Raw genomic sequence first — 13708 nt, 5'->3', positions numbered from 1 at the left:
TTCGCGTATCGCAGCATGAAATTCGCCATCGCCCTATTCGACCCTCCCCACTCCCCCGCCGCCCGCCGCGCGCTGCGCTTCAGCGAAGCCGCGCTGGCCGGCGGGCACGAAATCGTCCGCCTGTTCTTCTACCAGGACGGCGTGCACAGCGCCTCGGCCAACGTCGTGAGCGGCCAGGACGAGTTCGACCTGCCCGCCGCCTGGCGCGAGTTGGTCGAGCGCAACGGCCTGGACGCCGTGGTCTGCATCGCCGCCGCCCTGCGCCGCGGCGTGCTGAACGCCGAGGAAGCCGAACGCTACGGCCGTCCCGGCGCCAACCTTGGCGCACCATGGGAACTGTCCGGACTCGGCCAGTTGCACGAGGCGGCGCAAAGCGCGGACCGCCTGGTCTGCTTCGGAGGCGACCGATGAGCCAGTCGCTGCTGATCATCAGCCGCCAGTCGCCCTGGTCCGGCCCGAGCGCCCGCGAGGCGCTGGACATAGCCCTGGCCGGCGGCGCCTTCGATCTACCGGTCGGCATGCTGTTCCTCGACGACGGCGCGTTCCAGCTGGCTCCCGGCCAGCATCCTGCGCACCTGCAGCAGAAGGACCTGCAGGCCAACCTGCAGGCCCTGCCGATGTTCGGCGTGGACGACCTCTACGTCTCGGCCCGTAGCCTGCGCGAGCGTGGCCTGGCTGAAGAGCGCCTGGCCCTCGCGGTCGAGGTGCTCGACGACCAGGCCCTGCGCGACCTGCTGCAACGCTACGACCAGGTGATTACCCTCTGATGGCCACGACCCTCCACGTACTGTCCCGCTCGCCGTTCAATGACGGCCGCCTGGGCAGTTGCCTGTACCTGCTCAACCCCGGCGACGGCCTGCTGCTCTGCGGCGACGCCGTGCACGCCCTGCTGGCCGGCAGCCACGCCTGCCAGGCCCTGGAACTGATGCCGGCGGAAATCGAACTGTTCGCCCTGCTGGAAGACCTCCAGGCGCGCGGTATCGAGGACGTCCCCGCTCGCCTGGTGGCGGTGGACTACCCCGGCTTCGTCGAACTCGCCACCCGCTTCGACAAGGTCAACAGTTGGCTATGACGCTCCTTATGCTGGAAGGCCGGGAAATCCGGCTGGACAAGGACGGCTACCTCGCCGCCCTCGACGATTGGTCGGAGCCGGTGGCGGAAGCCCTGGCCGCCCGCGAGGAGCTGGCTCTGACCGCCGAGCACTGGGAGATTCTCCAACTGCTCCGCGAGTTCTATGCGGAGTTCCAGCTGTCTCCGGCCAACCGCCCGCTGATCAAGTACGTCGCCCAGCGACTGGGTCCGGACAAGGGCAACAGCCTGCACCTCAACCACCTGTTCAAGGGCGCCCCGGCCAAGCTTGGCGCGAAGCTGGCCGGCCTGCCGAAACCGAGCAACTGTCTATGACTCTCTCGACTCCCGCCGAACATCCGTTCGCCCAGTTCGTCCGCATCCTCGGCAAAGGCAAGCGCGGAGCGCGCAGCCTGACCCGGGAGGAAGCCCGCGAGGCCCTCGGCATGATCCTCGACGGCAGGGTCGAGGACACCCAGCTGGGCGCCTTCCTCATGCTCCTGCGGCACAAGGAGGAAAGCAGCGAGGAACTGGCCGGTTTCACCGAGGCGGTGCGCGAACGCCTGCAAGTCCCGTCCTTGCGCGTCGACCTCGACTGGCCCAGTTACGCCGGCAAGAAGCGCCACCTGCCCTGGTACCTGCTGGCCGCCAAGTGCCTGGCCGGCCATGGCGTGCGCATCCTCATGCACGGCGGCGGCACGCATACCGCCGGACGCCTGTACAGCGAACAGTTGCTGGCGGCGCTGGAGATCCCGCTCTGCCACGACTGGCTGCAGGTAGAACAGGCCCTGGAGCGCGGCCACCTGGCGTTCATTCCGCTCGGCGCCTGGATGCCGGTGCTGCAACGCATGATCGATCTGCGCAATACCCTCGGCCTGCGCTCGCCGATCCATTCGCTGGTTCGCCTGCTCAACCCCCTGAATGCGGATTGCATCCTGCAGAGCATCTTCCACCCCGGTTACCAGGAAACCCACCGCGAGGCCAGCCGCCTGCTCGGCGACCGGGCCATCGTCATCAAGGGCGAAGGCGGCGAGATCGAAGTCAACCCGGACGTCGTCGCCCACCTGTATGGTTGCGACCAGGGCGAAGCCTGGGACGAGGAATGGCCGGCATTGTCGACGCACCGGCACATGAAGCCGGAACAGCTCGACCCGGGTTTCCTTCGGGCCGTCTGGGACGGCCGCGAAGGCGACGCCTATGGCCACCTGGCGGTGCTCTCCAGCATGGCCCTGGCGCTACGGGCCCTTGGCAAGAATCGCGAAGAAGCCTTCAAGGAAGCCGCACACTACTGGGCGACCCGAAACGAATCGATCTGATCGATACGAATAGCCCTTTATTTATATAAATTTATCGATCGCCCGACACTAGACTGTTCCTCCAACGACGTATGGAGGAACCCGCTCATGGGACAGTTGATCGATGGCCGCTGGCACGACCAGTGGTATGACACACAGAAAGACGGCCGCTTCCAGCGCGAAAACGCCCAGCGCCGCCATTGGCTGGGCGAGCCGGCGTTCCCCGCCGAGGGCGGGCGCTACCATCTCTATGTCTCGCTGGCCTGCCCCTGGGCCCATCGGACCCTGATCGTGCGCAAGCTGAAGGGGCTGGAGTCGCTGGTCGATGTTTCGGTGGTCAGTTGGCTGATGCGCGAGAACGGCTGGACCTTCGACCCCGCCCACGGCTCCACCGGCGATCGCCTCGACGGCCTGGCCTTTCTGCACCAGCGCTACACCCGCGACGACCCGCACTACAGCGGCCGGGTCACGGTGCCGCTGCTGTGGGACAAGCAGGCGCAGAAGATCGTCAACAACGAATCAGCCGATATCGTCCGCATCTTCAACAGCGCCTTCGACGCCATCGGCGCCAACGCGCTGGACTTCTACCCGGAGCCGCTGCGCGAGGAGATCGAACGCCTCAACGGACGCATCTATCCGGCGGTCAACAACGGCGTGTACCGTGCTGGCTTCGCCACTCGCCAGGAGGCCTACGAGGAGGCCTTCGTCCAGTTGTTCGAGGAGCTGGACTACCTGGAAGGCTTGCTCGGCGAACGCCGCTACCTGGCCGGCGAATACCTGACCGAGGCCGATATCCGCCTGTTCACCACCCTGGTGCGCTTCGATGCGGTGTACCACGGACACTTCAAGTGCAACCTGCGGCGCATCGAAGACTACCCGAATCTCTCCGGCTGGTTGCGCGAGCTGTACCAACGCCCGGGCATCGGCGAGACAGTGGACTTCGAACATATCAAGGGGCACTACTACGCCAGCCACCGCACCATCAACCCGACCGGGATAGTACCGCTGGGCCCGCGTCTCGACCTGGCGCGCGCGCCAGGCCGGGAACGACTTCCCGGCAAGGGCATCTGGGGAGAAGGCTGAAGGCTCAGGCGTCCTCGCGGGCGCCTTCGAACCAGGCCAGCTTGTCGCGCAGTTGCACGACTTCGCCGACGATCACCAGGGTCGGCGCATGCACTTCGTGCTCAGCCACCAGTTGCGGCAGGTTTTCCAGGGTTCCGGTGAATACCCGCTGCTGGGCGGTGGTCCCCTGCTGGATCAGCGCCGCCGGGGTCTGTGCGGAGCGACCGTGGGCGACCAGTTGCTCGCAGATCACCGGCAATCCCACCAGGCCCATGTAGAACACCAGGGTCTGGCCAGGCGCTACCAGGTCCTGCCACGGCAGGTCGGTGGTGCCGTCCTTCAGATGACCGGTGACGAAACGAACCGATTGCGCATGATCGCGATGAGTCAGTGGAATCCCGGCGTAGGCCGCGCAGCCGCTGGCCGCGGTGATTCCCGGCACGACCTGGAAAGGTATGCCGTGGGCAGCCAGTTCGTCGATTTCCTCACCGCCGCGGCCGAAGATGAACGGGTCGCCACCCTTCAGGCGCAGCACGCGCTTGCCCTGGCTGGCCAGCTCCACCAGCAGGCGGTTGATCCGATCCTGCGGCACCGCATGTTCGGCGCGGCGCTTGCCGACGTACAGGCGTTCGGCATCGCGGCGGCATAATTCGAGGATCGACGGCGCCACCAGGCGATCGTAGAGCACCACGTCGGCCTGCTGCATCAGGCGCAGGGCACGGAACGTCAGCAGGTCCGGATCCCCCGGCCCGGCCCCGACCAGATATACCTCGCCCGTGGGTATGTGCGCGAGGCCGCCGGCCAGGCGCTCTTCCAGGAGACGCTCGGCTTCCGCCGGACGGCCGGCCAGGACACGCTCGGCGATCTCGCCCTGGAACAGGTTTTCCCAGAACACCCGGCGCTGCTGCAGGTCGGGTAGCAATTCCTTGACCCGGTGGCGGAAGCGGCTGGCGAGTCCGGCCAGTTGCCCGTAGGTCGAGGGAATCCAGGTTTCCAGCTTGGCCCGGATCAGCCGCGCCAGCACGGGCGCATCGCCGCCGCTGGAGACCGCCACCACCAGCGGCGAACGGTCGACGATGGCCGGGAAGATCACGCTGCACAGGGCCGGCGCGTCCACCACGTTGACCGGTATCCCGCGCGCATTGGCCGCTCGCGACACCTCGGCGTTCAGCGGTTCGTCGTCGGTGGCGGCGATGATCAGGGCGCAGCCGGGCTGGTCGCCGTCCTGGTAGTCGCGTTCGAGCAGCTCACCGCCGCCCTGCTCCACCAGATGCCGCAGTTCGATGTGGATCTGCGGCGCGACCACGCGCAGGCGCGCGCCGGCGTCGGCCAGCAGGCGCGCCTTGCGCAGGGCGACTTCGCCGCCACCGACCACCAGCGCGAGGCGCCCTTGCAAGGAGTGGAACAGCGGCAGGAAATCCATGTCAGCCGATCACCTCGATGCCAGCCATGTAGGGCTTGAGGACTTCCGGCACACGGATCGAGCCGTCCGCCTGCTGGTAGTTCTCCAGCACCGCCACCAAGGTGCGGCCGACGGCCAGGCCGGAGCCGTTGAGGGTGTGCACCAGCTCGGGCTTGCCGGTTTCCGGATTGCGGTAGCGGGCCTGCATGCGCCGGGCCTGGAAGTCGCCGCAGTTGGAGCAGGAGGAAATCTCGCGGTACTTGTCCTGGCTGGGAACCCAGACTTCCAGGTCGTAGGTCTTGGTCGCACCGAAGCCCATGTCGCCGGTGCACAGCGCCAGCACCCGATACGGCAACTCGAGCAGTTGCAGGACGCGCTCGGCGTTGGCGGTCAGGCCTTCCAGCGCCTCGTAGGAAGTGGCCGGATCGACGATCTGCACCATCTCCACCTTGTCGAACTGATGCTGACGGATCATGCCGCGGGTATCGCGCCCGGAGGCACCGGCCTCGCTGCGGAAGCACGGGGTATGGGCGACGAACTTCAGCGGCAATTGCTTGGCGTCGAGGATCTGCCCGGAGACGATGTTGGTCAGCGAAACCTCGGCGGTCGGGATCAGGTAGAGGTCAGCTTCGCCGTCGCGGCCGATCTTGAACAGGTCCTCCTCGAACTTCGGCAACTGGCCGGTGCCTTGCAGCGCCGGAGCCTGGACGAGATAGGGGGTGTAGGCCTCCTCGTAGCCATGCTCGGCGGTATGCAGGTTGATCATGAACTGCGCCAGGGCGCGATGCAGGCGGGCGATCGGGCCGCGCATGAGGGCGAAGCGCGCGCCGGAAAGCTTGGCAGCGGTCTCGAAATCCAGCCAGCCGTGCCGTTCACCGAGGGCGACATGGTCCTTGACCTCGAAATCGAAGGTCTTCGGCGTGCCCCAGCGACGCACTTCGACGTTGGCGTCCTCGTCGGCACCGACCGGCACCGACTCGTGCGGCAGGTTGGGAATGCCCAGCAGCATGGCATCCAGTTCGCCCTGGATGGCGTCCAACTGGCGCTTGCCTTCCTCCAGCTCGGAGCCCATGCGATCGACATCGGCCAGCAGCGGCGCGATGTCCTCGCCACGCTGCTTGGCCTGGCCGATCGCCTTGGAACGCGCGTTGCGCTCGGCTTGCAGCTGCTCGGTACGGGTCTGTACCGACTTGCGCTGCTCTTCCAGCGCTTCGATGCGTGCGACATCCAGTTGGAAGCCACGGGTGGCCAGGCGGGCAGCCACTTCTTGCGGCTGGGTGCGTACCAGTTTGGGATCGAGCATGCTCTTTTCTCGTCTCGTGTCGGTTATCGGCGGTTCGTGGCCCGGTTGGCGCTTCGCCGGCCCCGGCGACGTCATCGACGCCGTCGCGGAAGCCTGGCTAGCTCCGCCGAGCCCATACCGCTCAGGATTTTCTGCGTTGGCGGGGACTGGTGCGATCCAGCTCGGCCAGGTGTTCCAGCTTGTCGCGGATCTTCAGTTCCAGGCCCCTCGGCACCGGTTGATAGTAACGCCGCGGCTCCAGATCCTCGGGGAAATAATCCTCTCCGGCGGCATAGGCATCCGGCTCGTCGTGGGCGTAGCGGTATTCCTCGCCATAGCCAAGGCTCTTCATCAATTTGGTCGGCGCGTTGCGCAAGTGCAATGGCACTTCCCGCGAGCCGCTTTCGGCGACGTCGCGCATCGCCGCGTTGAACGCGCTGTACACCGCATTGCTCTTCGGCGCACAGGCCAGGTAGACGATGGCCTGGGCCACCGCCAGCTCGCCTTCGGGGCTGCCCAGGCGCTCCTGCACGTCCCAGGCCGACAGGCATAGGCCGAGGGCGCGAGGATCGGCGTTGCCAACCTCCTCGCTGGCCATGCGCACCACCCGCCGGGCGATGTACAGGGGATCGCAGCCGCCGTCGAGCATACGCGCGAACCAATAGAGTGCCGCGTCGGGATTGGAGCCGCGCACCGACTTGTGCAGCGCGCTGATCTGGTCGTAGAACGCCTCGCCGCCCTTGTCGAAACGTCGGCGGGTATCGCCGAGCAGATTCTGCAGCAGCTCGGGGCTGATCTCGCTGCCGTCCTCGGCGAGGTCGGCAGCGTTCTCCAGCAGGTTCAGCAGGCGCCGCCCATCGCCGTCGGCGGCGGCCAGGAGAACCTGGAAGCTCTCCTCCGGCAGCCTCAGCTTGCGCTTGCCGAGGCCCTTGTCCTCGTTCAGCGCGCGGCCCACCAGCTTGCGCAGGGCGGCTTCGTCGAGGCTCTTGAGGACATACACGCGAGCCCGCGAGAGCAGCGCATTGTTCAACTCGAAGGACGGGTTCTCGGTGGTCGCGCCAATGAAGATCAGCGTGCCGTCTTCCACATAGGGCAGGAAGGCATCCTGCTGGCTCTTGTTGAAGCGGTGCACCTCATCGACGAACAGGATGGTCCGGCGCCCGTATTGCGCCGCGTGCTGCTTGGCCACCTCGACCGCCTGGCGGATCTCCTTGACCCCGGACAGCACCGCGGAAATGGTCTCGAAATGGGCGTCCGACACCTGCGCCAGCAGCCGCGCCAGGGTAGTCTTGCCGACTCCCGGCGGGCCCCAGAAGATCATCGAGTGCAGCGCGCCCTGCTCCAGCGCCTCGCGCAAGGGCTTGCCGCGGGCCAGCAGGTGTTCCTGCCCCACGTACTCGTCCAGGTTTGCGGGCCTCAGCCGTGCCGCCAGGGGCTGCGCGACGGGCTCGCTGCGGAACAGATCCACGGCTTGCGCTTACTCCTGGATCACGTCGACGCCCGGCGGAACGTCGAAGGTGAATTGCTTGGCATCCAGCGCCTCGTTCATCTTCACGTCGAAGAACAGGATGTTGGTGCGCTGGCCGACGCCATCGATCATCTGCATGTCGTTCACCTTGCCGCTGCGGAACGACAGGCGCAATGTGTCGAAGAGGGTGTCCTTGGTCTTCGGCTTGAGCACGAAATCGACTACGTTGCCGCCTTCCTTGTAGGTGATGGCGAAGCTTTCGCTGATCTTCGAGATGTCGCCGGAGAGCAGCAGCGCCGGCGTCTGGGTCAGGCGCTGATCGAGCTTCTGGATGGTCACCTGCTCCAGGTCCGGGTCGTACAGCCAGACCTTCTCGCCGTTGGAAATGAGCAATTGCTCGTTCGGCGCATCGGTATGCCAGCGGAACAGTCCCGGCCGCTTCAGGCTCAGTTGGCCGGCGGTTTCCTGCAGGCGCGTGCCGCTACCGTCCAGGGTCAGTTGGGAAAAACGCGCGGTCAGGGTCTGGGCCTTGTTCAGCAGGCCGGTCAGGCGCTGGACAGCGGCGCTGTCGTCGGCATGGGCCAGCGAAGCGCCCATGGCCAGGGCGGCAACGAACAACGTGCGGATCAGTCGCATTGGAATCCTCTAAAACCTGTCGGGTTCAATCACGAACCGGCGCCGGCGCGATGACTTCGCGGGAGCCGTTGGTATTCATCGGGGTGACCACGCCGGCCATCTCCATCGCCTCGATCATCCGCGCGGCGCGGTTGTAGCCGATCTTCAGCTTGCGTTGCACGGCGGAGATCGATGCCCGGCGACTCTCGGTGACGAAACGTACCGCCTCGTCGTAGAGCGGGTCGTCCTCGCTGCCTTCGCCGGAGCCGTCGCCGCCATCGAAGGAACCGCCACCGCTGCCGCCTTCGTCGACGCCAGCGAGGATGTCCTCGATGTAGTCGGGCGCACCGCGCAGCTTCCAGGCCTCGACCACCCGGTGCACCTCGTCGTCGGAAACGAAGGCGCCGTGCACGCGAATCGGCAGGCCTGTGCCCGGCGGCAGGTAGAGCATGTCGCCGTGGCCGAGAAGTTGTTCGGCGCCACCCTGGTCGAGGATGGTGCGCGAGTCGATCTTGCTGGAGACCTGGAAGGCGATCCGGGTCGGGATGTTGGCCTTGATCAGGCCGGTGATCACGTCCACCGACGGCCGCTGGGTCGCCAGGATCAGGTGGATACCGGCCGCCCGCGCCTTCTGCGCGATACGGGCGATAAGCTCCTCGACCTTCTTGCCGACGATCATCATCATGTCGGCGAATTCGTCGACCACCACCACGATGGTCGGCAGGGTGCTCAGCTGCGGCGGCTCGTCGTCCGGGCTTTCGCGACGGAACAGCGGGTCGGTCAGCGGCGTGCCAGCCTCCTCGGCGTCCTTCACCTTGCGGTTGAAGCCAGCCAGGTTGCGCACACCCATGGCCGCCATCAGGCGGTAGCGCCGCTCCATCTCCGCCACGCTCCAGCGCAGGGCGTTGGCGGCTTCCTTCATGTCGGTGACCACCGGGCAGAGCAGGTGCGGGATCCCTTCGTAGATCGACAGTTCGAGCATCTTCGGGTCGATCATGATCAGTCGCGCCTCGCTCGGCGTGGACTTGAACAGGATCGACAGGAGCATGGCGTTGACCCCCACCGACTTACCGGAGCCGGTGGTACCGGCCACCAGCAGGTGCGGCATCTTCGCCAGGTCGGTGATGATCGGCCGACCGCCGATGTCGTGGCCCAGGGCCAGCGGCACGGTGGACTTGTGCTCGTCGTACTCCGGCGACGACAGCACTTCGGAGAAGCGCACCATCTGCCGGTCTTCGTTGGGAATCTCGATGCCGACGGTGGTCTTGCCGGGAATCACTTCCACCACCCGCACGCTGATCACCGCCAGCGAGCGCGCCAGGTCCTTGGCCAGGTTGGAAATGCGGCTGACCTTGACCCCCGCCGCGGGCTGGATCTCGAAACGGGTGATCACGGGGCCCGGATGCACCGAATCCACGCTGACCTCGACGCCGAACTCCTTCAGCTTGATCTCCAGCAGGCGCGACATCGCCTCCAGCGACTCGGGCGAGTAGCTCTTCTGCTTCACTTCCGCCGGATCGAGCAGCGACAGCGGCGGCAGGGTGCCCTCCACCGCCGTATCGACGAACAGCGGCGCCTGCTTCTCTTTCAGCACGCGCTTGCTCGGCTCCGGGGCCTTCGGCGGCGGTGGCGGATCGATCTTCGGCGGCGGGCGCTTCTCCCGCTCGCTCATGTGCTTGGCCAGGGCCTCTTCGCGTTCCAGCAGGCGCTCCTTGGCCTTGGACTGTTCGCGGCGGTCCGGCACGCTCGGCGCCACCACCTCAGCGACGCGCTCGTCGACCTCGCGCAGTTGCGCGACCAGTTGCTTGCGCTCGGCGCGCGCGCCCATCCAGCGATTGAAGGCGTTCTGGATCAGTTCGAAGAAGTCCAGGGTGATCTTGCCGGTGACATCCATCACCTTGAACCAGGAGAGGTCGGCGAACACCGTCAGGCCGAAGAGGAACAGGGCGAAGAACACCAACGTGCTGCCCTGCACGTTCAGCGCATCCACCGCGACGCGGCCCAGGCTCTGGCCGATGGCGCCGCCGGCCGAGGCGCTGGCCGGCATGTGGCCGCTGGCGTGGAAATGGATGTAGGCCAGTGCCGAGCCGGCCAGGATCAGGAAGATCAGCCCGACCAGGCGCCAGGAAAACAGCCAGGTGTTCCATTCCCACGGCAGGTTGCGGCGGCGGAATACCTGCCAGGTCTTGATGCCCAGCAACAGCGGAAAGAGGTAGGCGAAGTAGCCGAGCGTCATGAACAGGATATCGGCGGATACCGCACCGAGCCGACCGGCGGCATTCTGCACCTGGTCAACCTGGCTCGAGTGACTCCAGCTCGGATCGGCCGGGTCATAGGTGAGCAGAGCCATCCACAAGTAGAGGCAGAGCGCGCCCAGCGCGATCAGGACCCCTTCCTTCAGGCGGGAATGCAGTTGCTGACGCCATGCGGCGGCATGGCTCGCGGTGGTCGAATCCTTCAAATCGCTATTTTTCCTGCGCACGGCTGGTGCTTTAGAAGCTGTCTTGGTCAAAACGCGCCTATTGTACGGCTTTAGGGAAACTCTGAAAAATCACACCCGAAATCAGCGGCAATCCGTGCGTGGCTGATCCCGGCCCCGGGGTTTTGCCGGCCTTTTGCGGATAGGTGTAGCATAGCCGGCAGAACTCTTCAGGCGGCTCCATTGGAGCACGCATTTTCTTATGTGACAAAGGCTTATGGAGTCTTTTTATGAGTGAAGTCAAGCATTCGCGCCTCATCATCCTGGGCTCCGGTCCGGCCGGCTATACCGCCGCCGTGTACGCCGCACGCGCCAATCTCAAGCCAGTGGTGATCACCGGCATCCAGCCAGGCGGCCAGCTGACCACCACCACCGAAGTCGACAACTGGCCGGGCGACGTCGAAGGCCTTACCGGCCCGGCGCTGATGACCCGCATGCAGCAGCACGCCGAGCGTTTCGACACCGAGATCGTCTACGACCACATCCACACCGCCGAGTTGCAACAGCGCCCCTTCACACTGAAGGGCGATAGTGGCACTTATACCTGCGATGCATTGATCATTGCCACCGGTGCCTCCGCGCAATACCTGGGCATGTCGTCGGAAGAAGCCTTCATGGGCAAGGGCGTTTCCGCCTGCGCCACCTGCGACGGCTTCTTCTACCGCAACCAGGTGGTCTGCGTGATCGGCGGCGGCAATACTGCCGTCGAGGAAGCGCTGTATCTGGCCAACATCGCCAAGGAAGTCCACCTGATCCACCGTCGCGACAAGCTGCGCTCGGAGAAGATCCTCCAGGACAAGCTGTTCGACAAGGCCGAGAACGGCAACGTGCGCCTGCACTGGAACACCACCCTGGACGAGGTGCTGGGCGACGCCAGCGGCGTCACCGGCGTACGCCTGAAGAGCACCATCGACGGCAGCACCAGCGAGCTATCGCTGGCCGGCGTGTTCATCGCCATCGGCCACAAGCCGAACACCGACCTGTTCCAGGGCCAACTGGAAATGCGCGACGGCTACCTGCGGATCCACGGCGGCAGCGAAGGCAATGCCACCCAGACCAGCATCGAAGGCGTGTTCGCCGCCGGCGACGTGGCCGACCACGTCTACCGCCAGGCCATCACTTCCGCCGGCGCCGGCTGCATGGCCGCGCTGGATGCCGAAAAATACCTCGACGACCATTGATCGGACCCGGGGGAGGCCCGCCCTCCCCTACCCCGCCATGCTGACCTGGCTTTCCCGCACCGACTTCGACTTTCCGCCCCTCGACAAGGCCCTGCAGGAGCCCAACGGGCTGCTCGCGGCCGGCGGCGACCTCAATCCGCAACGCCTGGTCGCAGCCTATCGCCACGGCTGCTTCCCCTGGTACCAGGATGGCCAGCCGATCCTCTGGTGGTCGCCCGACCCGCGCACCGTCCTGTTCCCCGACGAACTGCACGTTTCCCGCAGCCTGGCCAAGTGCCTGCGCCAGCAACGCTTCGAAGTCACTTTCAACCGTGACTTCCGGGCGGTGATCCAGGCTTGTGCCGCGCCGCGTGACTACGCCGACGGCACCTGGATCACCACGCCGATGCAACTGGCCTACCAGGAGCTGCACCTGCGCGGAATTGCCCACTCCGTGGAAGTCTGGCAGGAGCGACAACTGGTCGGCGGCCTCTACGGCCTGGCCATGGGCAGGCTGTTCTTCGGCGAATCGATGTTCAGCCGCGCCGACAACGCTTCCAAGGTCGGCTTCGTCACGCTGGTCCGCCATCTGCGCGACGCCGGCTTCGTCCTCATCGACTGCCAGATGCCGACCCGCCACCTGCACAGCCTGGGCGCCCGCGCCATCGGCCGGGGGGAATTCGCCGACTACCTGCAACGCTATCGCGACCAGCCTCCTACCGGCGACCTGGATTTTTAGGCGAGTTTCCGTGCCTGGCATAAACTTGCTTATGGGTCCCTGCTGGAGTTCACCATGACCGAACTCGCCCGACTGAAGTTCTACGCGACGCAACCGCACCCGTGCAGCTACCTGCCCGAGGAGCAGGCAACCACCCTGTTCCTCGATCCCAGCCAGCCCATGGACACGCAGCTGTACGCCTCGCTGTCGGAGGTCGGCTTCCGCCGCAGCGGCGACCATCTCTATCGTCCGCACTGCCAGCATTGCACCGCCTGCATCGCCGCGCGCATACCGGTCGCCGGCTTCAGCCCGAACCGCCAGCAGCGGCGCATCCTCAAGCGCAATGCGGAACTGCAGGTGATCCGCAAGCGACCGAGCTTCAACGAGGAGTACTACGACCTCTATCGGCGCTACATCGAGCAACGCCACGCCGACGGCGACATGTATCCGCCCAGCCGCGACCAGTTCGCCACCTTCCTGGTCCGCGACCTGCCCTTCTGCTGCTTCTTCGAGTTCCGCCTGCATGGCCGCCTGCTGGCCATAGCCGTGACGGACGTGCTGCCGAACGGACTCTCGGCCGTCTATACCTTCTACGATCCCGACGAAGAGCAGCGCAGCCTGGGACGCTACGCGATCCTCTGGCAGATCGCCGAGACCGAACGCCTGGGCCTGCAGGCCGTCTACCTGGGCTACTGGATCAAGAATTGCCGCAAGATGAACTACAAGACCCAGTACCGGCCCATCGAACTGTTCGTCAACCAGCGCTGGGTCGCCCTCACCTGATAGCCGTGTGGCGCTATTGTCGATTTTCTGGCACAATGCACGCCGCTTTTCACGGCCCACCTCTCATTGAAAGGGCCACCCATAGATACCGAGGGCTCTACTGCATGTCGAAAGAAGACAGCTTCGAAATGGAAGGTACTGTCGTCGACACCCTGCCCAACACCATGTTCCGTGTGGAGTTGGAAAATGGGCACGTCGTCACCGCGCACATCTCCGGCAAAATGCGCAAGAACTACATCCGCATCCTCACCGGCGACAAGGTCCGCGTGGAACTGACGCCCTACGACCTGAGCAAGGGCCGCATCACCTACCGCGCCCGCTGAGTCGACACGAGCCGCTGCGGCTCGCCGATTGCAAAAGAAAACGCCCGGCATCT

15 protein-coding genes are annotated in these 13708 nt (G+C 65.6%); 10 read left to right on the top strand and 5 right to left on the bottom strand.

What is annotated here, in order from left to right:
• Window positions 1–15: 15 nt before the first annotated feature.
• From tusD to AT700_RS11930, 6 genes are all read left to right on the top strand, one after another.
• Window positions 16–411: a sulfurtransferase complex subunit TusD gene (tusD, locus tag AT700_RS11955; RefSeq protein ID WP_003090387.1), complete on the top strand. Its 396-nt coding sequence runs from the start codon at window positions 16–18 to the stop codon at window positions 409–411.
• Window positions 408–767: a sulfurtransferase complex subunit TusC gene (gene tusC / locus AT700_RS11950; RefSeq protein ID WP_003090389.1), complete on the top strand. Its 360-nt coding sequence runs from the start codon at window positions 408–410 to the stop codon at window positions 765–767. The genes tusD and tusC overlap by 4 nt, the downstream gene beginning before the upstream one ends.
• Complete coding sequence (gene tusB, locus AT700_RS11945; RefSeq protein ID WP_003090391.1) at window positions 767–1072, top strand: sulfurtransferase complex subunit TusB; 306 nt, start codon at window positions 767–769, stop codon at window positions 1070–1072. Before tusC ends, tusB begins: the two co-directional genes overlap by 1 nt.
• Complete coding sequence (locus AT700_RS11940) at window positions 1069–1404, top strand: TusE/DsrC/DsvC family sulfur relay protein (protein WP_003119979.1); 336 nt, start codon at window positions 1069–1071, stop codon at window positions 1402–1404. Before tusB ends, AT700_RS11940 begins: the two co-directional genes overlap by 4 nt.
• The gene (locus tag AT700_RS11935; RefSeq protein ID WP_003160436.1) at window positions 1401–2384 is read left to right on the top strand and encodes a glycosyl transferase family protein; all 984 of its coding nucleotides are present in this window, start codon (window positions 1401–1403) and stop codon (window positions 2382–2384) included. The genes AT700_RS11940 and AT700_RS11935 overlap by 4 nt, the downstream gene beginning before the upstream one ends.
• 87 nt (window positions 2385–2471) lie before the next feature.
• Window positions 2472–3446 carry a glutathione S-transferase family protein gene (locus AT700_RS11930; protein ID WP_003160438.1) on the top strand — a complete coding sequence of 325 codons (975 nt, stop codon included), beginning with the start codon at window positions 2472–2474 and terminating at the stop codon, window positions 3444–3446.
• A 4-nt stretch (window positions 3447–3450) separates the two neighbouring features.
• On the opposite strand, the gene cysG is transcribed toward AT700_RS11930, so the two are convergent.
• The 5 genes from cysG to ftsK form a co-directional block, all read right to left on the bottom strand.
• Window positions 3451–4848: a siroheme synthase CysG gene (gene cysG, locus AT700_RS11925; protein ID WP_031685737.1), complete on the bottom strand. Its 1398-nt coding sequence runs from the start codon at window positions 4846–4848 to the stop codon at window positions 3451–3453.
• 1 nt (window position 4849) lies between these two features.
• Window positions 4850–6130 carry a serine--tRNA ligase gene (serS, locus tag AT700_RS11920; RefSeq protein WP_003097631.1) on the bottom strand — a complete coding sequence of 427 codons (1281 nt, stop codon included), beginning with the start codon at window positions 6128–6130 and terminating at the stop codon, window positions 4850–4852.
• A 121-nt stretch (window positions 6131–6251) separates the two neighbouring features.
• On the bottom strand, window positions 6252–7577 hold the full coding sequence (locus AT700_RS11915) for a replication-associated recombination protein A (RefSeq protein WP_003097632.1): 1326 nt from the start codon (window positions 7575–7577) through the stop codon (window positions 6252–6254).
• A gap of 9 nt (window positions 7578–7586) precedes the next feature.
• Window positions 7587–8213, bottom strand: coding sequence for an outer membrane lipoprotein chaperone LolA (gene lolA, locus AT700_RS11910; protein WP_003090414.1), 627 nt, complete (start codon window positions 8211–8213; stop codon window positions 7587–7589).
• Window positions 8214–8238: 25 nt separating this feature from the next.
• On the bottom strand, window positions 8239–10674 hold the full coding sequence (ftsK, locus tag AT700_RS11905) for a DNA translocase FtsK (protein ID WP_003119977.1): 2436 nt from the start codon (window positions 10672–10674) through the stop codon (window positions 8239–8241).
• A gap of 227 nt (window positions 10675–10901) precedes the next feature.
• Between ftsK and trxB the strand changes: the two genes are divergently transcribed.
• The 4 genes from trxB to infA all read left to right on the top strand — a co-directional run bounded on the left by trxB (window position 10902) and on the right by infA (window position 13655).
• On the top strand, window positions 10902–11852 hold the full coding sequence (trxB, locus tag AT700_RS11900; RefSeq protein WP_047689350.1) for a thioredoxin-disulfide reductase: 951 nt from the start codon (window positions 10902–10904) through the stop codon (window positions 11850–11852).
• Window positions 11853–11889: 37 nt separating this feature from the next.
• Entirely contained in the window at window positions 11890–12570 is a 681-nt protein-coding gene (gene aat, locus AT700_RS11895) for a leucyl/phenylalanyl-tRNA--protein transferase (RefSeq protein ID WP_003090423.1), read from the top strand.
• Between the two features lie 54 nt (window positions 12571–12624).
• Window positions 12625–13332, top strand: a complete 708-nt coding sequence (locus tag AT700_RS11890) for an arginyltransferase (protein WP_003097644.1) — start codon at window positions 12625–12627, stop codon at window positions 13330–13332.
• Between the two features lie 104 nt (window positions 13333–13436).
• Window positions 13437–13655, top strand: a complete 219-nt coding sequence (infA, locus tag AT700_RS11885) for a translation initiation factor IF-1 (RefSeq protein WP_002553999.1) — start codon at window positions 13437–13439, stop codon at window positions 13653–13655.
• The last annotated feature ends 53 nt before the right edge of the window (window positions 13656–13708 follow it).

This window comes from Pseudomonas aeruginosa (assembly GCF_001457615.1).
In the GTDB taxonomy this organism is placed as follows: domain Bacteria; phylum Pseudomonadota; class Gammaproteobacteria; order Pseudomonadales; family Pseudomonadaceae; genus Pseudomonas; species Pseudomonas aeruginosa.
This window is presented reverse-complemented; position numbering and strand designations above follow the sequence as displayed.